Genomic DNA, 20,117 nt, shown 5'->3' with positions numbered 1-20,117 from the left:
TCATTATTGTATTTTGATGTTTAAGCTTACAAAAAATAGTAAATATATACTCGTTACCGCTCAATATACGTATTTCAGCTCTCTTGAGCGATATCAATTCAAGGCACTGTTGATTAAGTGATTCTTCTCAAGGGCTTTTTCGATGGGGCTAAAAACCATTTATGCTTCGTTATTAACTTTAGTCACGTTCCTACATGGGTGTAGACCTTAGATTTTTTTTGGAATATAAAATCTGTGCTTAAATTATTTTTAGTTACACTGAAACCTGAATCTTGAATGGTTATGGGTATAAAAGATGAATAGATGTTTACACTTATTATTCGTTACTAAGTTATGATAATTTATATATTGAGTTTATTAGCTATCTGCAATTATGTTTAATACTGATTTTTTACCTTCCGCACTCTTAACTTCTGAAGTGTCGTCTCAATTTTCAACGTTGCTTTATCCACAAATCATACCTTGGTTATTGCTATTTATTAGTATTTTTAGTGTTTTTATTAAACCTAAAGTGGCATGGTTTGGTATAGCTATTACTTTAATATCGTCTTTTTTATTGAATTCGATAAATTTAGTGGGAATTGGTGTGATCGCTGTTTTATTTAGCTTAGCGTTTGCGGCAAATAAAAATACCCACTATTGGGTTAAGGTAATACTTACCAGCCTAGTTATTATATTGTGTATTGGATTAGCCGCGCATTTATTACCGGGTTTTAATAATTTATTGGTGTTAGATAAGGTGAATAAGAGTATTAATAGCTCTGACTTTACTTTGTATTTAAATTTAGACAAACCGATGATTTTATTCGCGTTGTTGTTAATGGTGCCTACTATTTTGCAGCCTAATGTAAAGCCCTATTATTGCGAAAGGGTGGGTATTTTTCAGTTGTGTTTACTTATTGTTGTAGGATTTATTGTTATTTTTACGCTAGCTAGCGTTATAAGGTTAATACAGTTTGAACCCAATATTCCTAGGTGGTGGTGGCTCTTTGCTTTAAATAACTTATTGCTGACATGTGTGATTGAAGAGGTGTTTTTCAGGGGAGTTATTCAACAAAAACTCGCAACATATTTTAACCCTATAGCAGGTTTGTTTATTGCGAGTATTTTATTTGGTGTTGCACACTTCGCTGGAGGTTTAGCTTATGTATTAGTTGCTACATTAGCAGGTGTGCTATATGGTTTTATTTATCACGTTACAGGTAAAATAACTTACGCCATTTTAGGGCATTTTGTTTTAAACTTTATTCATTTAAGTTTGTTTACTTACCCTTTACTTAAATAACCTAACCCCACTAATTGAATGGTTATTTAGTACCTTTATAAAGCAGAGGGAAATAGCGATTATTAAGTGGTTGGCCTTTGCTTATTTTTATATCTGTACCACGTAGCATGGTTTCATCGGTATTACTCATTGTTCCGTCAGCAAAAACATTTAATACCATAGCTCGACGACTTCGTTGCGATTTGTTTTCAAAAGAGCCATGTAACATGAGTGGATGATGGAAACACGCATGTCCTTTTTTTAATACCATAGGTTCAGGTTTTATTTGCTCGCGTTGTTCATCGGTTAACTGTTCAAATATAGCATCCATTTCACCACCTAGTTCTAGCCTATTTAATAAGCCCCAGCGATGACTTCCTGGCACATAGTTTAAACATCCGTTTTCGGTGTCTGCATCGTCTAGGGCAATCCAACATGTAAGATGTTGCATTGGTACTGTTCTTATCCAGTATGAGTAGTCTTGATGCCAAGCAACTACGCCACCATGGTTAGCTGGTTTACAAAAAAGTTGGTCGTGCCACATACGAATGGCCTTATCTCCCAATAATTGGCTTGCCGGTTTAACAAAGGCTGGATTCCATAGGGCATCGTGAAAACCTGGTGTAATTCTCCAATGGCCTAAAGAATGAAATAGTACTGTATTAGGATCTGTCGACTGATTACCATGGTATTCATAAAACAACTCGCGACCAGGGTGGTTAGGCTCCCTTATTTGGTCAAGTTCTGCGCGCAATATATCAACTTGCTCTTCATCCAATATTTTTATATCGCTTACATAGCCGTATTTTTCAAAATGCTCAATTTGTTCTTTGCTTAATGAAAACGGTGCATAGTCTGATTCGTTAACTGCTTTTTTAAAAATATCTGATACTTGATGGTTATAGCTTGCTAGATCTTGTTGAGCCATTATTATTTTCCTCTTAGGTACATATTTTTATCATTATTCAAACTGTGTAAATGTATCATTAAGATAAAATTAAAAATAACACATAATTACCATAAAATAGTACATAGAAGTTAATTTGGATAACATCAACTCGCTCTAATATAAAAATAATTTTATGTTGTTTTTAGACCCATCGAAGAAGCGCTTGAGCAAAATCACTTCTGTGTTAATGCTTTTTATAAGGGAACGACCATTATTACAAAGCATTGTCTTGAATTGATATCGCTCAAGTGCTCTGAAATAGCCTCTTGAGTGGTAACGGGTATAGTGTGAAGTAGAGCAATTAAATAAAATAGAAACCATCACTGAGAATAATTCATATTTAGTGAACAGGGCAAGCAGAGAGAGAAAATAAACTCACGTTATTTAAATAACGAAATTATCGTGAGTTTTTATTTTAGGTATGTACGTAAATTTACTCTGAAATTTATTTTACATTCGCCCAAGGGTTACCTTTGCTTGCTGCTCTTTCTCGTGTTTTTATTGCTTTTTTAGCGCGTAAGCGTTCAGCATCTTCAAAGCTTAAATCAGCAGGTTCTTTGGTTTTTTGATCGGCAGGAACAATACGTGCTCGTGGCGGAAGTTGAAATTGTTCGTCGTCAGCTTTTGGTAGGCCTTTGTATTGATATAAATAAAAGGCTTCTACTTTTTCACGTGCCCAATCTGTTTTCTTCAAAAATTTAATGCTTGAAGCAATACTTGGATTTTTTCTAAAACAGTTAATGTTTAAGTAGGCGTCAAGTAAGTCGAACCCGTATTGGTCAACAATCTCATTTAATAAGGTTTCTAGTTTTAGGCCGTGAAGAGGGTTATTGTGGTATGGGTTTTCAGTTGTCATGGGCGGCCTTTTGGTAACATTATTAAAGAGTGTATTTATATAATTTGTTATTATAAATTTCCTGCAAGCGTATAGATAGTTTTTATTAAGTAACCTTTATTAAGCAAGTATTTTTTGTACCATCAATTGCAACTTTGGAAGCACATCAGTTTCAAACCATTCGTTTTTTTTCAACCAAATATTATTACGCGGGCTAGGGTGAGGCAGCACTAATTGTTGTTTAGTGAGTAAGGTTTGCCATTGAGACGCTAACTCAGTGATCGATTCGTTACGGTTTAAGTGCCACTTAGTTGCGTGTTTTCCTAGAATGATAGTGAGTTGAATATGGCTGAGTTCATTCATTAACGTTGACCGCCATGTTTTAGCACAGAGTGGTAATGGCGGTAAATCGCCTGATTTACCTGTTCCTGGATAACAAAACCCTATAGGAATAATGGCAAATAGTTCGGGATTGTAAAATTGTTCTTCAGTTACATCCAACCATTTACGTAATCTTTCACCGCTTTTGTCGTTAAAAGGAATCCCTTTTTCGTGAGTGACTATTCCTGGAGCTTGACCTGCGATAAGTATTTTACTGTTATTACTTGCTTGTAAAATAGGTAAAGGGTTAAGGGGAAGGTCGTTTTTACATAAGGTACACGACTTAATACTACGCAGAAGTTGATTGATATTATTGTTATTTTCTGAGTTGTTATTCAAAGTACAAAGCACTTTATTTACAAAGGGATATGATAAATTTATAACAATTTATGAGGAGAGTAAAATAACTAATTTGGGGAATAGCTTTAGAATGTATTCCCCAAAAAGTATTATCGGCTAGCGATTAAGGTTGTTTTACTTTTAGGTTCCATAGACTTAACTTCAATTAAGTTGAGTTTTGGATAATAAGTGATTGAAGCAAAAGCATCGTTACTTGGCTCGTAGGCTTTTTCTGCTATTTGAGAATAAAAATTATCATTAAAACTATCTTGTGCGAAAGTATTAGCAACACACTCTTCTTGAACAGTAAGCGATTTAGAGTCAATGCATTTAAATATTTCTGCTTTGTCTGCTACAGCAACTTGGCTAAAACTTAAAACAGCAACCATGGTTAACATACGTTTATACATTTTTTTCTCCTATTTCTTAATACCATATAATAGTAGCAAGGGAGTCGGGTTTTAGCTAACACATTAATATTACAATATTATGACACTGTGTTTTTATTTTTAAATATATTCATAAAGGAATGTTTAGTGTCTTTAGTAGGAATAAAAAAGCCCTTTAATAGTGAATTAAAAGGCTTTGATTTTATTATTTATTAAAGTAATTATTTGCTATTAGTATCTAAATTAATTGATTTTATTTTGTAATATTTTAAGTTTATTTTGTTCAACATTAATGAGTGCTTTGTATTTATTTGATGTGGCGAGCATTTCGTTAGATAAGGCCTGTTTGTATATTGCTCCTGCTCGATTGTTACTTGTATACAGAGATTTTGTTTCTAATAGCTTAAGCTCTTTATTCATTTTTATTGTTAAACTTTCTATTTTTTTAGACGTTCTATTGATCTTTTTATCTACAAGGTAATTTTGTGTGTTAGTTGATGAATTGGAATTATTGTCTGTTGGGAGTTGGTTGTTTGATTGATACGACTGAGTTTCATCAACGTGAATTTGGGTATTGTTATCATCGCAGGGCGTTTGGCTGAAAACGGTAGAGTCACCCACCTCACACTTATAAATTGTGGTTGCCGAAGTACAATAACTATATGTTAACAGTAAAATAAATAAAATATTTTGCATTCCAATCGCCTGAAAATCCATGTTGTTATGTTAATTGTATCGTTTTCACAAAATATTGAAAAGCGACTTTAATTACAGCCGAGGCTTATTTGTCGTATTGGTCAGTGACTTTGTAAGACATTACCTACAAAGGCGTAAGTGAATGATGGTTTTTTTACTGTTTTTATCTGGAGTTTTTGCGTAACTATTTGTTAATTATTGTTTTTTAAATATTTTGTATATTAATGATTATAATTGTTTTTTTTAGTCTCTAGGCAAAAAATATAAATTCTTTAATATTAACACTGTCAGGAAGGCATAGGATTTAAGAAAAAGCAGGAGCTTTTATCTAAGGAAAGTATAAGGATAAGTCGGGATGACTTAATTAATATGGATATTGCTAGGACGCTAGGGATAATAAAACTTCAGGGTGAGGTATTAGCAGGGATTGGCTAGCTTTAAATGAAAATACGACTTCGGTCGTATTTTTTTTTGCCTAAATTTTAGTTTGATGCTTTTAGTGTTTTTTGTTGCTTAAGTCGCAAAATGATCATAACGCTATTTTACTGAAACACCTTAATTGGCTCATCAATTCGTTATAAATTTCATTTTTTTGTCATAAAATAATCATATTAACCGATTAGATTTAAGTAAACTTTTATGAGGATTTATTATGGCAACTACACAATGGGATGATGTGAATTACGATGACGAAGAATTTACTGAGTTTTCAGAATTTGAAATTAAGAGCAGTGAAAAAAAACGAAAACGTCGTGATACAAAAATGATGAAACAGCAACAACGATTAAAGAAAGAATCTCCAGCCTCTGATGAATATGGGATATACAATTACTAATCTTTTTGTATTGAGCTATTTACTACAATATTTAAATAAGAATATCATTTATAGTTCCCTCCTTCTTATTATCACTTGATTAACAGCTTTAGGTGAATTTTTTCTTAAGGCTTTAATCAATTTTTATATGTTTCAACATGACTTAATAATCAAATAGTGTAAAAATACTTTTTATAGGGCATAGCGTTATTATTTTTTAGTTATTAAAGGCAAGTATGAATCAACAAGATCTGAAGCAATTTTTTCCTGCTGGCGGTGTGGTGAATGAAGATATTAATATTTTTGATGTCAAACCTACAAATCGAGATGACGTTTTAGTAGGGCAGGCTATTTTACCTTCGAGCGAATTAGTACAAAAAGTTGTTATTTATCAAGTGGATTTAGGAAATGGTAGTGAAGATTTAAGGACTATTTCTGCATCATGCCCACATCAAGGAGCCGATATTAGTCGGGATGAATTAAAGCCTGATGGCAATGTGTATTGTTCATTACATAGAAGACCTATTTGTATCTACAGTAAATATAATCAAGCTTACACGGTGATTAAACGTGATGAACAATACGTTATAACTAAAACTTAAAATACTTACTTATTTACCCATATCACCTCAAGATGCAGGTTTCAGTGGGAACTAAAAACAATTTAGGCGCAGATTTTACGCTCCAAACAAAATCTAAGGTCTGCATCCATGTATACAAGGCATTAAGTTTACGTCATGGTTATTCAATACCAAAAGCATAAATAGCTACTTCGTGATATTTTTCATTTGGCTTCAATAAGGTTGTAGGAAATTTAGGTTGATTCGCTGCTCCTACATGGTGTTGTGTTTCTAAGCAAAAGGCAATGTGTGGAGGATATTCAATACCTTTTTTACCTTTAGGTTTATGTGTTAACCCCATTGCGGCATAAAAGGTTACACCTGGCTGAGTTGTTGAAAGTTCTAGTGTTCGCCCTGACGTTGGCTCTACGACTTTAGCTACTTTTTTTAACGTACCATCATAATCATCAAAAACATAATTTTGGTGATAACCGTTTAGTGGTATTTGATGAATTTTGTCACCTACACGAGTCGGTTTTCGTAAATCCCAAGGCTTATCTGCAACAGTATCTATTTCACCTGTAGCTGTTACATCATCAGTTGATAATACAACATATTTGTCTGCATTTATTTCAACGATATGATCATAAATAAGTGCTTTCATACCATTAAGATTAAAGTAACCGTGGTGTGTAAAGTTTACATGTGTTTTTTTATCGGTTGTTGCTTCAAAGCTAACATGTACTTCATTTTTGTCGGTTAAGGTATAAGTCACAGTGGAGTTTAAGTTGCCAGGGAAGCCATGAGAGCCGTCTTTAGATGTATATGAAAAAATCAGTGCGGTTCCAAGTGTTGTTTGTTCAATTTTTGTCTTCCATACCGCAGTTTCAAACTCACCTCCACCATGAATAGTATTATCGCCATCATTTTGGTTTAATTGGTAGGTTGTTCCATCAATAGTAAATTTACCCGCTTTAATTCTATTGGTATAACGACCAATTGTGGCTCCAAAGCTTTGGTTAGGCGCCACATACTCTGCTAAAGAATCAAACCCTAAAACAATATCATCGAGTTTACCGTTTTTGTCGTGCACAAATAATGAAGTGATTTTTGCGCCATAATTTGTCATTTCTAAACGCATGCCATTTTTATTAGTTACGCTATATAAGTAAACAGGCTGATTTTTTACTTCTCCCCATAACTTTGTTGTTACATTAGCTTTACTTGGGGTTGATATTAAAAATAGCGAGAAAATAATACATAAAGAGTAACGTAGAGGTGGAAGTAGTATGTTAGTCATGGTGCTTTTCTTGATATGGTTTTTTATAGAATAAACAGCTAAGCACTTGTTAGCAAGTAAGAATTATTCAGCGATTTAGAGCGACTAAGTAAATAGCTTAACGGGGAGCTATTTACTTACATACTTTAGAGTTTATATAAATTTTTTAAATAACGGTCTGTTTTAGGAAGGTAATAATTATCATAATTTAATGAAAAAGCGACATGGTGAGCTTTACCTTTTAGTTCCTCTCTTGGTACAAAACCATACACTCTTGAGTCTGCGCTATTTCTACGATTATCGCCTAGGACTAAATAATGATCTGCAGGTACGGTAACTGTATTGAATGAAGCTAAATTAGGACTTCTAGTCGGGTCATATTTTACGATATGTTTAAATCCTACTAAATTTTCAAGCGTCTGTTTTCCATGGTTTTCTGTAACATTTAAGGCATAGTTTAGTCGCTTACCGTTAATGGTGAGCACTTCGTTAGTCATAGAAACTTTATCACCCGGTAAACCTATGACTCGTTTTATTAATCTATTTTCTGCAGCTTTTGATTCAAAAACAATAATATCGCCTCTATTTGGTTCACTCATTCTTGTTAATGTTATATTGGTTAATGGGACTTTTAAATCGTATGCCATCTTATTTACGACGACTCTGTCTCCTATTTCAATAGTCGGTTGCATAGAACCCGTAGGAACCGTATACCAGTCTGCTACGGCACTACGGAAAAATACCATGAGTACGATAAATGAGAATAAGCCTGTGTATTCTTTTATAAATAACCTCAATTTTACTTTTGCTATTTTTTTCATTTTATTGTCCCTTTTTAAGATAATTATATAGCTGAGTCTGACTTGTTAAGGGCTGATAAGTTGGCGAAAAAATGTGATGAAGTGTAAATAAATGTGAAAATGGAAAGCTTTACTTAGCCTGAATTCAGGTGACTTAATATACCCGTTATCATTCAATATGCTCTGAAATAGCCTTTTGATTGGTAACGGGTATAAACATAAGTAAATTTATAGTATTAGATAGTTATAACAGTTGATATAATGCAATTAATTAACGTTTTATCACTATTTTATTAGAGGTTCCTTGGATGTCGGAAGCTGAAAACCGTCCAACAAATTTTATTCGCCAAATTATTGATGCAGACCTAGAAAGTGGTAAGCATAGCGTAGTTCAAACCCGTTTTCCTCCTGAGCCTAATGGTTATTTACATATAGGCCATGCTAAGTCTATTTGTTTAAATTTTGGTATTGCACAAGACTATAAAGGCCATTGTAATTTACGTTTTGATGATACTAACCCTGAAAAAGAAGACATCGATTTTGTTAACTCAATTCAAGCAGATGTTAAATGGTTAGGCTTTGAATGGGCTGGTGATATTCGTTATTCATCAGATTATTTCGACCGTTTGCATGGTTTTGCAGTTGAACTAATTGAAAAAGGCTTAGCTTATGTTTGCTTTTTAAATGGTGAAGAAACGCGTGAATACCGTGGAACACTTAAAGCGCCAGGTAAAAATAGTCCTTATAGAGATACTTCTCCTGAGGAAAATTTAGCTCTTTTCAAAAAAATGAGAGAAGGAGGCTTTAAAGAAGGTGAATGTTCCTTACGAGCTAAAATAGATATGTCTTCAAGCTTCATGTGTTTACGTGATCCTATTATCTATCGTGTTAAATTTGCCGACCATCATCAAACAGGTGATAAATGGTGTATTTACCCAATGTACGATTTTACTCATTGTTTATCTGATGCCATCGAAGGTGTAACTCATTCATTATGTACTTTAGAGTTTCAAGACAACCGTCGACTTTATGATTGGGTGCTTAGTAATGTATCTATTGATATTACTCCTCATCAATACGAGTTTTCACGATTGAACCTTGAATATACCGTAATGAGTAAGCGTAAGTTACATACTTTAGTTGATGAAAAGCTTGTTACGGGTTGGGATGATCCGCGTATGCCAACCATTGCAGGTTTTAGACGTCGTGGTTATACAGCAGCTTCTATTCGCGAATTTACCAAGCGTATCGGTGTTACCAAAATGGATAACACGGTTGAAATGGGCGTATTAGAAGCCTGTATTCGTGAAGATTTAAATGATAATGCTCCTCGTGCTATGACGGTTCTTGACCCGATTAAATTGGTGATTGAAAACTACGATGATGCCAAAGTTGAAGAGCTAACGGTTAAAAACCATCCTAGTGATGACACACAAGGCACGCGTATTGTTCCTTTTAGCAAAGAGTTATACATTGAAGCTGAAGACTTTAGAGAAGAAGCTAATAAAAAGTACAAGCGTTTAGTTTTAGATAAAGCAGTACGTTTACGTGGGGCTTACGTGGTAACGGCTGTTCGTTGTGATAAGGATGCTGAAGGTAATGTTACAACGGTTTATTGTAAATACGACCCTGAAACATTAGGTAAAAACCCAACAGATGGCACTAAACCTAAAGGTGTTATTCATTGGGTATCTGCAGAACAAAGCCTTGATGCTGAAATTAGACTTTATGATCGCTTGTTTACGGTTGCAAACCCAAGTGCAGCTGAAGATTTTAATTCTGTAATTAATCCTGATTCACTTATTATTAATACTAAAGCTAAAGTAGAGCCTTATTTAGTTAACGCAAAACCTGAGCAAGCGTTTCAATTTGAACGCCAAGGTTACTTTTGTTTAGATAACTCTGAAGAATCAATTAAAGGTGACAAGTTAGTCTTTAATAGAACGGTTGGCTTAAGAGATACCTGGGCTAAAATGGGTGACTAGATATAGTCTGTTGCTATTCAAGGTACTTAAATAGCTATCTTGAATAGTTACGGGTATATACAGACATAAAAAAACCGACGAAAAGTCGGTTTTTTTATCAGTAGTATTAAAATTAATATACAGTATTAAATTTAATAATTACTTTTGCGATAAGCTTCACATTCATCAACATCATTACATTCACCATAAAGATATAAGCTATGGTTAGTGAGTTTTATGTTGTGCTCTTTTGAAATATCAAGCTGTCTTTGTTCAATCAACTCGTCTTCAAACTCAACCACTTTACCGCATTTTAAACACACTAAATGATCGTGATGCTTTTTATGAGAAAGTTCAAATACTGATTTACCACCTTCAAAGTGATGGCGAGAAACAATGCCAGCATCATCAAATTGGTTAAGTACACGATATACCGTCGCTAAACCTATTTCTTCATGTTGCTCTAACAAGATTTTATATACATCTTCAGCACTGATATGTTGATTGGCTGGATCTTGCAAGATAGACAGGATTTTTACTCTTGGAAGAGTAATTTTTAAACCAGCACGTTTTAGTTCTTCATTTTGATCAGGCATATATATTCTATTATTTTTTATTAATAATTAGGACAAAATTATAGGGGTTTATTCGTCAGGTTGAAAGGGTTTGTTTAAAGTTAGGCTGTTTAATTTAGTATTTTTCATGTTATATTGAGATAAAACAACTGGTACGATGTGTTTTTGTTGTTATTGGTATAACTAAATAGGTTAAGCGTAATGGACTGGATGTTTAAAAAAGCATGGGTAATGAAGTTGTTGCTAAATATTTGGCCACCTCTATTTTTTTCTCGGATTAAATTGGTGTCTATATCACCAGATTTTAAAAATGCACGTGTGCGTTTATCGTTAAGTGCTTGGAATAGTAACGCTGTTGGTTCTCATTTTGGAGGTTCTATCTTTGCAATGACTGACCCATTTTATATGTTAATGCTTATGCATTTTTTAAGGCGTGAATATCATGTATGGGATAAGTACTCAGATATAGACTTTATTAAACCAGGCAAAGGGAAAATTTATGCAGATTTTACACTTTCTGACGACGTGATTAATGACATTAAGCTTAGCGCAGAAAATGGTGAAAAATATTTACCAACTTTTGAAATAGAAATAAAAGATGAAAAGGGCGAGCTAATCGCTAGGGTAAATAAAACACTTTATATACGTAAGAAAAAGCATTTAAGATAAAGTAATAAAAAAGCTTTAATATATAAATATTAAAGCTTTTTTATTAAATGAGAGGAGAATAATAAAAGCTTATTCAGCAAACTCAGCTAAGCACATTTCATCATTAAGTTGGTTAACCCATTTAGTTACACGCTCGTCTGTTAGCTCAGCTTGTCTGTCTTCATCAATACATAAACCAATAAACGTATTATCGTCTATTAATCCTTTAGATGCTTCAAACTCGTAACCTTCAGTTGGCCAATGACCCACTAAAATAGCGCCTTTAGATTCTACAATATCACGTAATGGACCCATAGCATCACAAAAGTATTCAGAGTAATCTTCTTGATCACCTAAGCCGAATATCGCAACCAGTTTATCGGTAAAATCAATCTCTTCTAATTCAGGTAAAAAGTCATCCCAATCACACTGGTTTTCACCGTAATACCAAGTGGGTATACCAAGAATAAGTAAATCAAACTCTGCTATTTCTTCTTTAGTGCTTTTTGCAATATCTCTAACTTCAATTAGTTTTTTACCCAATTTTTTCTGGATCATCTTACTAACGGCTTCGGTATTACCTGTGTCACTTCCGAAAAACAAACCTACAATTGCCATGAATTTATAACCTTTTATCTGTAATCTAGCCCGTTGTTGAAAGGCTAATACTATTAATGTCTAAATGTTTTTTAACGATTGTGTCAATAACGATTCAATTAATTGGCTGCGGTTAACACCTTTTTTTTCTGCCAATTGCTCAAGTTGTTCAAATAACGATTGATGAATTTTAAATTCAACACGCTTTAATCCGTTATTTTTATCACGTTTAACTTGATTTCTTTTGTTGATCTTTATTTGCACACTGCGAGAATGGGGATTCGTTTTAGGGCGCCCCGGACGTTTTTCGTCTTGGAATAAATCAATTGTTGTTAAGTCTGTTATTTCTTTAGCCATACTATTTCTTTTTAACCTACGCCTTGGCTTTCCCAAATAAATTGGATAACGCCTTTTGCGATAAAACCTGCACATCCTAAAAATAAAACTAAATAAACAACGTATTGCCCGTTCTTGGGAACATTGTTACTTTTCATAACATCGTGAATTGTTATTCCAATAAAACCAAATATGGCTAAAAAAGCAAGATTAAGTGCTATTGCTTCAATTAATTCTAAATGCTCTGCTAACATAATTCACCCTAAAAAATTCAGGCCGTATAGTAGCATAGCCCTTCATCTAAGCCCAAATATTTTAGTCTTATAATACCCATATTAATTATGCTAAAAAACTGGCTACAATTTTATTAAATATTGAGGTTTTTTCTGCATGTAGCCAATGCCCAGCATCTTGAATTATTTTAGCTTTACTGTCAGGGAAAAGTGCCAGTATTTTGGGACGATGCTCTGCTAGGATGTAGTTTGATTGAGCACCTTTTATAAATAGTGTTTCGCCATTAAAAGTATGGGAAGTATCTAAACCTACCATGATCTGTTTATAGCAATTGCTGATAAAGTCTATATTACATTTAAAAGTTAACTGGTTATCAATTGTTGTTAGGTTGCGGAGTAGAAATTGACGCACGCCAGTCTCTTCAACATAATGTGATAGTTGGATATCTGCATCTTTTCTGTTTTTTATTACTGACAGGTCAATTGACTTTAAGCCTTCTCTTATTTGATTATGGTGCGGTGGATATTCTACCGGAGCAATATCGGCAACAATCAACTTATTTACTTTTTCAGGAAAGGCTAACGCGCAATGCATGGCTATTTTACCTCCCATTGAATGGCCTAAAAAGTGCGCTTTATCAATAGATAAATGTGCCATTACATTAATAATGTCTTGAGCCAGTTCTTGATAACTCATAGAGTTTTCATGAAACGAACTGCCGTGATTTCTTACATCTACACTGGTAACGGTATAATTTTCACGTAAACCTCTGGCAACCATATTTAAGTTTTCTAAGCTACCAAATAATCCGTGTATAAGAATAATATGCGGACCAGAGCCTTGTTGAGTGTAATTAAGTAACTGCATTAAAATCGCTTTTTCATTAATAAAGGGACTATTGTCGTTTTTTTTTATAAGTCTTGCAATTTTAATGAAATTATTTGGGGAGATCTTTTTTATAAAGTCGCGTTGAAACTTAAAAGATTGTAGAGACTTATAGTGAAGATAAGTATAATCACAATGCGCTCGTAGTATTTTAATCTCCAAGGTATCAAGGTAATTAATGAAAAATATCGAAATAGAAGAAGACCTTTATCAATATATCGCATCACAAACACAATTTATTGGCGAAAGTGCATCGTCTATATTACGTAGGCTTTTGTTTGAAAATGAACAACCTGCCAGTAGCATTGCTAACGATAAAGTAGCTAGTAGTATTGAACTTATCAAAGCTATAGAAGAGCCTGAGTTTGAAAATACCGTTGAACAAACAACAATAGATAGCCAACCTGTAACCCAAGAAATAGCAACGAACGAGTCTGTTTTTAATTATTTAAATAAAGAAGAGTTAGCTATGCAGCGAGGTGCGGTAGGGCGATTTTTGTTAATTCTTGGCGCTCTTTATCGTGTTCATACAAATAATTTTTCTGTTGTTTCAGATATTAGAGGCAGAGACCGTTTATATTTTTCCGCAAACTTGAATGAATTAACTGAAAGCGGAAGCAGTACTAAACCTTTCCAAATTCCAGAAAGCCCTTACTGGGTTGTTACTAATTCAAATACTACTCGTAAAAAAATGATTTTAACAAAAGTCGCTATAGCTTTAGGTTATAGTGAAAGTGAAGCGGAAGATATTCGAGAATTATTGTAGATAGATGGTTCAAAAATTTAATTAAACATTAGAGGATATTACATGTCAGTTCACCCTCATGCAGGAAAGCCAGCTCGACCAGAAGATCGTATTAATATTGGTCGGTTAGTGAGTGATTATTTTTTACAAACACCCGATGTAAATATTGTTGAACAGAAAGTGACTTTTGGTACATCAGGTCACCGTGGAAGTGCAAGTTTATTAAGTTTTAACGAATGTCATATTATTGCTATTTGCCAAGCAGTTGCAGAATATAGAACTGTACAAGGTTATAAAGGTCCGTTATTTTTAGGTAAAGATACACATGCTTTGTCGGAGCCTGCATTTGCTACAGCAATTGAGGTGTTAATTGGTAATAATGTACCTGTTGTTATTCAACATGATGATGGCTTTACACCAACACCTGTTATTTCTCGTTTAATTATTAGCCATAACAAAAATAATACAGATCAAGCTGACGGACTAATCATTACTCCATCGCATAATCCGCCAACCGATGGCGGTATTAAATATAATCCTCCTCATGGTGGTCCTGCAGAAGGCGAAGTCACTAAACTGATTGAACAACGTGCTAACGATATTATTTTAGCCCAGTTAAAAGATGTTAAGAAAACAGCTTTCACACAAGCACTAAGTTCACCTTTATTAACGAAACAAAACTTTATTGAGCATTATGTGAACCAGCTTGATCAAGTTATCGATATGGACGCTATTGCTAAATCAGGCGTTACTATTGGTGTTGATCCTTTAGGTGGTTCAGGTATTCATTACTGGCCTGTTATTGCTGAAAAGTATGGAATTAACATCGAAATAGTTAACCCCGTAGTAGACGCTAGCTTTGCATTTATGCCATTAGATAAAGATGGGAAAATCCGTATGGATTGTTCATCTCCATATGCTATGGCTGGCTTAATTGCCATGAAAGACAAGTTTGATGTTGCCGTAGGTAATGATCCTGATTTTGATCGCCATGGTATCGTCACTAAGTCTGGCGGTTTAATGAACCCTAATCATTATCTTGCTGTTTCTATTGAATATTTAATGACGCATCGTGATTGGCCGTCAAGCTGTAAAATAGGTAAAACTTTAGTGTCAAGTTCATTAATTGACCGTGTTGCTGATATGATTGAACGTCCTTTATCAGAAGTGCCTGTTGGTTTTAAATGGTTTGTAGACGGTTTACACGACAGCAGTTATGCCTTTGGTGGTGAAGAAAGTGCTGGCGCATCATTTTTAGCAAGAGATGGTTCATGTTGGACGACTGATAAAGATGGTTTTATCATGGCTTTATTAGCGGCTGAAATGTTAGCTGTAACAGGCCAAGATCCTCATCAACGTTTTGAAGCTATTGCTGCTAAATTAGGTAAGCCTTTTTACGGAAGAGTAGATGCCGTAGCAAGCTTACAACAAAAAGCGGTATTAACAGCGTTAACAGCTGATGCAATTAAAACAACAATTTTAGCTGGTGAAGAAATTACGCAAATACTTTCTCATGCTTCAGGTAACAATGCTGCGATTGGTGGTATTAAAGTAACGACTAAGAATGGCTGGTTTGCTGCTCGTCCGTCAGGAACTGAAGATGTTTATAAAATTTATGCGGAGAGTTTTATTAGTGATGAACATTTACAGCTTATATTCTCTGAAGCTAAAGTGATTGTTAGCGCTGCATTTACTGATGCTGGCGTAGTATAAGTATTTATACCAATCGCAATAACCAATTGATCATTTATACTCGCTTAAATGGCCAATTACATCGTTATTTATTTAATAATTAGAGCACTCCTTATTAAAATAAATGCCTCGCCTACAGGACGTAGGTGCTTAGGTTCAGTCTGGAACGATGAACCTGTGTATTTGAGCATTTACTCTTCGTATAAAATAGGTCAATTCATTAATGCGTTTGGTATTATTTTTAAATAAATAAAATTGTTTTATTCGCATAAATATTCGCATATTTTTTATTTAAAGCAATGTAACTATTCTTAAAGGTTTGTTATGAGTAGCTCTCTTTATAAAGCTCAGGGAAATAGAAAGTAAGTGAATGAATAATTATACAAAACTTTAAAAAAAGGTGCTTTATTGCACCTTTTTATTTGCCTGAAATTTAACGTAGAATAGTTTTTTAGCTATGTAAATAGAGGTTTTATGAGTACATTAAGTGAACATCAAAAAGAGTTACAAACCAGCGGTGACTTTCTTAAATTAAGTCGTGAAAATGAATGGTCTTTAGCTGAACCTTTTTCATTTATTGTAAATTCTAGTAATACTTCAACTAATATATCTACAAAAGTTACTGTGTTAGATACAGGTATCATATCTTTTGAACCCGACTGTAATACGACTCAAGATATTGTTTTATCAAGTGCTATTCATGGTAATGAAACTGCACCTATCGAAATTTGTAATACGTTAATTAAACAATTAATATTCGGTGAAATAGCCGCTACACAAAGAGTATTGTTTTTGTTTGGTAACCCCGCATCTATTAATATAGGTAAACGGTTTGTTGAAGAAAACATGAACCGCCTTTTTTCAGGCGCTCACTCAAAACCTGCTGCTGATGGTTCATTAGTTATCAATAAAGAGAGAACAAGAGCTAAATTACTTGAAAACACGGTACGAAGATTTTATCAACAAGGTGATCAAGTCGCTTCAAGTCGCAGTCGTTGTCATTATGATTTACACACTGCGATAAGAGGGTCAAAAAATGACAAATTTGCCGTGTATCCTTTTCAGCATGAAAAACCATGGAAGAAAGAACAACTACTTTTTTTAAAGCAATGTGGAATTACTACTGTGTTGCTTTCTCATTCGCCAACCACTACCTTCAGTTACTTTTCAGCCAATGAGTTTGGTGCTGATGCTTTTACCGTTGAACTAGGTAAAGTTAAACCCTTTGGTGAAAACAACATGAATAATTTTACCCAGGTGACCAATACACTCTTAGCACTCATTACGGGTGCAGATATTGAATTAGGAGATTACAATCCTGATGATTTTGATGTGTTTGAAATTTACCAAACGATAAACCGTGAAGCAGAAAATTTTCGATTAAACTTTGCTGACGATGTTGATAATTTCACCTCTTTTCCGCTCAATTATGTTTTAGCTTTTGATGGTGATAAAGAAGTTAAAGTAAAACAAGATGGTGAAGCGATTATCTTCCCTAATGCTGATGTTGCTATCGGACAAAGAGCTTTATTAACGGTTACTCCTACCATTATTTTATAACCTATTTGTTCCTTTCAAATTAAGTTTTGAGGGCTCACTTAATTTTTGTGAATTAATAGTAATTGAATTTACAAATTCAATTACTATTAATCGTCTTTCTCTACTGTTTTTTCGCTTTATATTCCCCGTGTTTTAGGCAAAAAAAGTCTTAGTTACCTCGTAACGTTTATTTTACATAGCCTTATTTTAATAGCTTTCAAGGAATGGTGTAAACTATATAATACAAAACCATCTGTTTTTTAAATACGTCGCAGTATGCATTTTTTTGTAATTAAGTTTACGTGAACGTAAAGTTTAAGTCGTGAATATGAAATCAATACAAACAAGTTGATTTTTGAATCTATACTTATCAAAAGCATGAAAAAATAATAAGTATTTTTTGTAACCGTACTAAAAAGAGATCGCTATGAACCGTGACGAATATAAACAAGGATTGGATGTACATACTCCTGTCTTTATTGATGGTCATTCAGTCGAAATTCCAGTTCTTAAAATTCTTAACCATGATGGAACCGTGTTTCCAGGAGCAGAATTACCTGAAATTAATCAAGAGCTTGCTGTTAAAATTTATCAATCATTCGTCTTTCATCGAGTATTAGATGAACGTATGGTGGCATCACAGCGTCAAGGACGATTAAGTTTTTATTTGACAGCATTAGGTGAAGAAGCCACTACTATTGGTGGTACTGCGGGCCTTGAGCCACAAGATATGATCATGGCGCAATACCGTGAACAAGGCGCTTTAATTTTTAGAGGTTTTAGCCTTGAAAATTTTATGAATCAAATGTTCAGTAATGAAAAAGATTTAGGAAAAGGCAGACAAATGCCTATTCATTATGGTTCAAATGATTTGAATTACATGACGGTATCTTCGCCTTTAGCTACCCAAATCCCTCAAGCTTCAGGTTATGCATACGGACAGAAACTCCAAGGTTTAAATGCTGTTACGCTTTGCTATTTTGGCGAAGGCGCTGCCTCAGAAGGAGATTTTCATGCAGGCTTAAACATGGCTGCTGTACATAATGCTCCAGTGATCTTTTTCTGTAGAAACAATGGTTATGCTATTTCTACTCCATCAGATGAACAGTTTAGAGGTAATGGTATTGCATCACGTGGTGTTGGGTACGGGATTAAAACCATTCGTGTCGATGGTAATGATGTTTTAGCTGTTTTAAAAGCAACTCAAGTAGCTCGTGATTATGCGGTTAAAGAACACAAACCTGTATTAATTGAAGGTATGACTTATCGTTTAGGTGCACATTCTACTTCTGATGATCCAACGGGTTATAGAACGCGTGAAGAAGAAGAGAAGTGGCAAAAAAATGATCCTGTTTTACGCATGAAAAAATGGATGGAAGCTAATAATTGGTGGAATGAAACTCAAGAAAATGAGTTGAAAGAGGAATACAAAGATAAAATTTTAGCAGCAGTCAAAGTGGCTGAAAAAATTGATAAACCACCTGTTGAAGATCTTATTACCGATGTATACGACATACCGACACCTCAATTAACACGTCAGTTAAATGAATTAAAAGAACATATTAAAAAATACCCTGACGCTTATCCGTTTACTGCAGGGAGAATTAAATAATGGCACAAATGAATTTATTACAAGCGATTAATAACGCATTAGATATTGCCATGTCTGAAAACGATAGAGCTCTATGCTTTGGTGAAGATGTTGGTCATTTTGGTGGGGTTTTTAGAGCAACAAGTGGCTTACAGGAAAAACATGGTAAAGCGCGTTGTTTCAATACGCCGCTTGTAGAGCAAGGCATAATTGGCTTTGCCAACGGTTTAGCAGCACAAGGCAGTGTTCCCATTGCTGAAATACAATTTGCCGATTATATTTTTCCTGCTTTTGATCAAATTGTGAATGAAACTGCAAAATTTCGATACCGTAGTGGTAACCAATTTAATGTAGGTAATTTAACTATTCGTACTCCTTACGGTGGAGGTATTGCCGGTGGTTTGTATCATAGCCAATCGCCAGAAGCATACTTTGCACACACTCCTGGATTAAAAGTTGTTGTTCCGCGTAATCCGTATCAAGCCAAAGGTTTATTATTAGCTGCTATTCGAGATAAAAACCCGGTTATATTTTTTGAACCTAAAAAACTCTATCGTGCATCGGTAGGAGAAGTACCAGAGGAAGATTACCAATTACCACTTGGCAAAGCTGAGGTCGTGAAAGAAGGTAAAGACATTACTTTGCTTGCATGGGGTGCTCAAATGGAAATTATAGAAAAGGCTGCTGATTTAGCGGAAAAGTCTGGAATTTCATGTGAAGTTATTGATTTACGCTCTATTTTACCATGGGATGTTGATACTATTTCTGCTTCTGTAATCAAAACAGGGCGTTTATTAATAAACCAAGAAGCTCCTTTAACTAGTGGTTTTGCCAGTGAGATAGCCGCAACAATACAAGATGAATGCTTCTTGCATTTAGAGTCTCCTATTGAACGTGTGTGTGGTATGGATACGCCGTATCCATTGGCGTTAGAAAAAGAATACGTAGCAGATCACCTTAAGGTGTTTGAAGCCATCAAACGTAGTGTTAATTTTTAGGGGATTG

Annotated in this window: 22 protein-coding genes; 10 read left to right on the top strand and 12 right to left on the bottom strand. The window is 34.3% G+C overall.

Features of this window, described 5'->3' with window-relative positions:
• Nucleotides 1–373 precede the first annotated feature (373 nt).
• Nucleotides 374–1,285 (top strand): lysostaphin resistance A-like protein, encoded by a 912-nt coding sequence (locus tag AC0L5Q_RS05065; protein WP_473615048.1) that lies wholly within the window; start codon nt 374–376, stop codon nt 1,283–1,285.
• Nucleotides 1,286–1,307: 22 nt separating this feature from the next.
• Here the strand turns inward: AC0L5Q_RS05065 and AC0L5Q_RS05060 are convergent, their stop codons facing one another.
• From AC0L5Q_RS05060 to AC0L5Q_RS05040, 5 genes are all read right to left on the bottom strand, one after another.
• On the bottom strand, nt 1,308–2,192 hold the full coding sequence (locus AC0L5Q_RS05060; protein ID WP_473615044.1) for a phytanoyl-CoA dioxygenase family protein: 885 nt from the start codon (nt 2,190–2,192) through the stop codon (nt 1,308–1,310).
• 466 nt (nt 2,193–2,658) lie between these two features.
• Complete coding sequence (locus AC0L5Q_RS05055) at nt 2,659–3,069, bottom strand: VF530 family protein (protein WP_076419147.1); 411 nt, start codon at nt 3,067–3,069, stop codon at nt 2,659–2,661.
• A gap of 99 nt (nt 3,070–3,168) precedes the next feature.
• Nucleotides 3,169–3,768 (bottom strand): uracil-DNA glycosylase family protein, encoded by a 600-nt coding sequence (locus AC0L5Q_RS05050; RefSeq protein ID WP_473615040.1) that lies wholly within the window; start codon nt 3,766–3,768, stop codon nt 3,169–3,171.
• 110 nt (nt 3,769–3,878) lie between these two features.
• Nucleotides 3,879–4,178 (bottom strand): hypothetical protein, encoded by a 300-nt coding sequence (locus AC0L5Q_RS05045; RefSeq protein ID WP_077338389.1) that lies wholly within the window; start codon nt 4,176–4,178, stop codon nt 3,879–3,881.
• A gap of 222 nt (nt 4,179–4,400) precedes the next feature.
• Nucleotides 4,401–4,853, bottom strand: a complete 453-nt coding sequence (locus tag AC0L5Q_RS05040) for a hypothetical protein (protein WP_473615035.1) — start codon at nt 4,851–4,853, stop codon at nt 4,401–4,403.
• A 652-nt stretch (nt 4,854–5,505) separates the two neighbouring features.
• On the opposite strand from AC0L5Q_RS05040, the gene AC0L5Q_RS05035 reads away from it, so the two are divergent.
• Both AC0L5Q_RS05035 and AC0L5Q_RS05030 read left to right on the top strand, forming a co-directional pair.
• Nucleotides 5,506–5,688 carry a hypothetical protein gene (locus AC0L5Q_RS05035; RefSeq protein WP_473615031.1) on the top strand — a complete coding sequence of 61 codons (183 nt, stop codon included), beginning with the start codon at nt 5,506–5,508 and terminating at the stop codon, nt 5,686–5,688.
• A 215-nt stretch (nt 5,689–5,903) separates the two neighbouring features.
• The gene (locus tag AC0L5Q_RS05030) at nt 5,904–6,269 is read left to right on the top strand and encodes a Rieske 2Fe-2S domain-containing protein (RefSeq protein ID WP_473615028.1); all 366 of its coding nucleotides are present in this window, start codon (nt 5,904–5,906) and stop codon (nt 6,267–6,269) included.
• Between the two features lie 139 nt (nt 6,270–6,408).
• Here the strand turns inward: AC0L5Q_RS05030 and AC0L5Q_RS05025 are convergent, their stop codons facing one another.
• Nucleotides 6,409–7,527 carry an aldose epimerase family protein gene (locus AC0L5Q_RS05025; protein WP_473615025.1) on the bottom strand — a complete coding sequence of 373 codons (1,119 nt, stop codon included), beginning with the start codon at nt 7,525–7,527 and terminating at the stop codon, nt 6,409–6,411.
• Between the two features lie 125 nt (nt 7,528–7,652).
• A complete protein-coding gene (gene lepB, locus AC0L5Q_RS05020; protein ID WP_473615024.1) occupies nt 7,653–8,327 on the bottom strand; it encodes a signal peptidase I in 675 nt (224 codons plus the stop codon).
• Nucleotides 8,328–8,614: 287 nt separating this feature from the next.
• Between lepB and glnS the strand changes: the two genes are divergently transcribed.
• Nucleotides 8,615–10,291 carry a glutamine--tRNA ligase gene (gene glnS / locus AC0L5Q_RS05015; RefSeq protein WP_473615023.1) on the top strand — a complete coding sequence of 559 codons (1,677 nt, stop codon included), beginning with the start codon at nt 8,615–8,617 and terminating at the stop codon, nt 10,289–10,291.
• A gap of 131 nt (nt 10,292–10,422) precedes the next feature.
• On the opposite strand, the gene fur is transcribed toward glnS, so the two are convergent.
• Complete coding sequence (gene fur, locus AC0L5Q_RS05010; protein WP_473615020.1) at nt 10,423–10,866, bottom strand: ferric iron uptake transcriptional regulator; 444 nt, start codon at nt 10,864–10,866, stop codon at nt 10,423–10,425.
• Nucleotides 10,867–11,046: 180 nt separating this feature from the next.
• On the opposite strand from fur, the gene AC0L5Q_RS05005 reads away from it, so the two are divergent.
• Nucleotides 11,047–11,514 carry a DUF4442 domain-containing protein gene (locus AC0L5Q_RS05005; protein WP_473615017.1) on the top strand — a complete coding sequence of 156 codons (468 nt, stop codon included), beginning with the start codon at nt 11,047–11,049 and terminating at the stop codon, nt 11,512–11,514.
• 69 nt (nt 11,515–11,583) lie between these two features.
• On the opposite strand, the gene fldA is transcribed toward AC0L5Q_RS05005, so the two are convergent.
• The 4 genes from fldA to AC0L5Q_RS04985 form a co-directional block, all read right to left on the bottom strand.
• The gene (gene fldA, locus AC0L5Q_RS05000; protein WP_473615014.1) at nt 11,584–12,111 is read right to left on the bottom strand and encodes a flavodoxin FldA; all 528 of its coding nucleotides are present in this window, start codon (nt 12,109–12,111) and stop codon (nt 11,584–11,586) included.
• Nucleotides 12,112–12,171: 60 nt separating this feature from the next.
• A complete protein-coding gene (ybfE, locus tag AC0L5Q_RS04995) occupies nt 12,172–12,447 on the bottom strand; it encodes a LexA regulated protein (RefSeq protein WP_473615010.1) in 276 nt (91 codons plus the stop codon).
• Nucleotides 12,448–12,458: 11 nt separating this feature from the next.
• Nucleotides 12,459–12,680 (bottom strand): DUF2788 domain-containing protein, encoded by a 222-nt coding sequence (locus tag AC0L5Q_RS04990; protein ID WP_473615007.1) that lies wholly within the window; start codon nt 12,678–12,680, stop codon nt 12,459–12,461.
• A gap of 85 nt (nt 12,681–12,765) precedes the next feature.
• A complete protein-coding gene (locus AC0L5Q_RS04985) occupies nt 12,766–13,527 on the bottom strand; it encodes an alpha/beta fold hydrolase (RefSeq protein ID WP_473615003.1) in 762 nt (253 codons plus the stop codon).
• Nucleotides 13,528–13,723: 196 nt separating this feature from the next.
• Between AC0L5Q_RS04985 and seqA the strand changes: the two genes are divergently transcribed.
• The 5 genes from seqA to AC0L5Q_RS04960 all read left to right on the top strand — a co-directional run bounded on the left by seqA (nt 13,724) and on the right by AC0L5Q_RS04960 (nt 20,110).
• Complete coding sequence (gene seqA, locus AC0L5Q_RS04980) at nt 13,724–14,311, top strand: replication initiation negative regulator SeqA (RefSeq protein WP_473615000.1); 588 nt, start codon at nt 13,724–13,726, stop codon at nt 14,309–14,311.
• A 42-nt stretch (nt 14,312–14,353) separates the two neighbouring features.
• Nucleotides 14,354–16,003 carry a phosphoglucomutase (alpha-D-glucose-1,6-bisphosphate-dependent) gene (pgm, locus tag AC0L5Q_RS04975; RefSeq protein WP_473614996.1) on the top strand — a complete coding sequence of 550 codons (1,650 nt, stop codon included), beginning with the start codon at nt 14,354–14,356 and terminating at the stop codon, nt 16,001–16,003.
• A 453-nt stretch (nt 16,004–16,456) separates the two neighbouring features.
• Nucleotides 16,457–17,542 (top strand): succinylglutamate desuccinylase, encoded by a 1,086-nt coding sequence (astE, locus tag AC0L5Q_RS04970; protein WP_473614992.1) that lies wholly within the window; start codon nt 16,457–16,459, stop codon nt 17,540–17,542.
• A gap of 406 nt (nt 17,543–17,948) precedes the next feature.
• Nucleotides 17,949–19,133, top strand: coding sequence for a thiamine pyrophosphate-dependent dehydrogenase E1 component subunit alpha (locus tag AC0L5Q_RS04965; protein ID WP_473614988.1), 1,185 nt, complete (start codon nt 17,949–17,951; stop codon nt 19,131–19,133).
• Complete coding sequence (locus AC0L5Q_RS04960; RefSeq protein WP_473614986.1) at nt 19,133–20,110, top strand: alpha-ketoacid dehydrogenase subunit beta; 978 nt, start codon at nt 19,133–19,135, stop codon at nt 20,108–20,110. Before AC0L5Q_RS04965 ends, AC0L5Q_RS04960 begins: the two co-directional genes overlap by 1 nt.
• Nucleotides 20,111–20,117 lie beyond the last annotated feature (7 nt).

The organism is Pseudocolwellia sp. G5-9, assembly GCF_055808995.1.
The sequence above is the reverse complement of the archived record's forward strand: the minus strand, read 5'-3'. Positions and strand labels throughout refer to the sequence as shown.

Excerpts from the sequence above, each read along its gene's own strand:
- AC0L5Q_RS05065 (WP_473615048.1), top strand. The coding sequence starts at position 374 with ATGTTTAATACTGATTTTTTACCTTCCGCACTCTTAACTTCTGAAGTG.
- AC0L5Q_RS05060 (WP_473615044.1), bottom strand. The coding sequence starts at position 2,192 with ATGGCTCAACAAGATCTAGCAAGCTATAACCATCAAGTATCAGATATT.
- AC0L5Q_RS05055 (WP_076419147.1), bottom strand. The coding sequence starts at position 3,069 with ATGACAACTGAAAACCCATACCACAATAACCCTCTTCACGGCCTAAAA.
- AC0L5Q_RS05045 (WP_077338389.1), bottom strand. The coding sequence starts at position 4,178 with ATGTATAAACGTATGTTAACCATGGTTGCTGTTTTAAGTTTTAGCCAA.
- AC0L5Q_RS05040 (WP_473615035.1), bottom strand. The coding sequence starts at position 4,853 with ATGCAAAATATTTTATTTATTTTACTGTTAACATATAGTTATTGTACT.
- AC0L5Q_RS05035 (WP_473615031.1), top strand. The coding sequence starts at position 5,506 with ATGGCAACTACACAATGGGATGATGTGAATTACGATGACGAAGAATTT.
- AC0L5Q_RS05030 (WP_473615028.1), top strand. The coding sequence starts at position 5,904 with ATGAATCAACAAGATCTGAAGCAATTTTTTCCTGCTGGCGGTGTGGTG.
- AC0L5Q_RS05025 (WP_473615025.1), bottom strand. The coding sequence starts at position 7,527 with ATGACTAACATACTACTTCCACCTCTACGTTACTCTTTATGTATTATT.
- lepB (WP_473615024.1), bottom strand. The coding sequence starts at position 8,327 with ATGAAAAAAATAGCAAAAGTAAAATTGAGGTTATTTATAAAAGAATAC.
- glnS (WP_473615023.1), top strand. The coding sequence starts at position 8,615 with ATGTCGGAAGCTGAAAACCGTCCAACAAATTTTATTCGCCAAATTATT.
- fur (WP_473615020.1), bottom strand. The coding sequence starts at position 10,866 with ATGCCTGATCAAAATGAAGAACTAAAACGTGCTGGTTTAAAAATTACT.
- AC0L5Q_RS05005 (WP_473615017.1), top strand. The coding sequence starts at position 11,047 with ATGGACTGGATGTTTAAAAAAGCATGGGTAATGAAGTTGTTGCTAAAT.
- fldA (WP_473615014.1), bottom strand. The coding sequence starts at position 12,111 with ATGGCAATTGTAGGTTTGTTTTTCGGAAGTGACACAGGTAATACCGAA.
- ybfE (WP_473615010.1), bottom strand. The coding sequence starts at position 12,447 with ATGGCTAAAGAAATAACAGACTTAACAACAATTGATTTATTCCAAGAC.
- AC0L5Q_RS04990 (WP_473615007.1), bottom strand. The coding sequence starts at position 12,680 with ATGTTAGCAGAGCATTTAGAATTAATTGAAGCAATAGCACTTAATCTT.
- AC0L5Q_RS04985 (WP_473615003.1), bottom strand. The coding sequence starts at position 13,527 with ATGCAGTTACTTAATTACACTCAACAAGGCTCTGGTCCGCATATTATT.
- seqA (WP_473615000.1), top strand. The coding sequence starts at position 13,724 with ATGAAAAATATCGAAATAGAAGAAGACCTTTATCAATATATCGCATCA.
- pgm (WP_473614996.1), top strand. The coding sequence starts at position 14,354 with ATGTCAGTTCACCCTCATGCAGGAAAGCCAGCTCGACCAGAAGATCGT.
- astE (WP_473614992.1), top strand. The coding sequence starts at position 16,457 with ATGAGTACATTAAGTGAACATCAAAAAGAGTTACAAACCAGCGGTGAC.
- AC0L5Q_RS04965 (WP_473614988.1), top strand. The coding sequence starts at position 17,949 with ATGAACCGTGACGAATATAAACAAGGATTGGATGTACATACTCCTGTC.
- AC0L5Q_RS04960 (WP_473614986.1), top strand. The coding sequence starts at position 19,133 with ATGGCACAAATGAATTTATTACAAGCGATTAATAACGCATTAGATATT.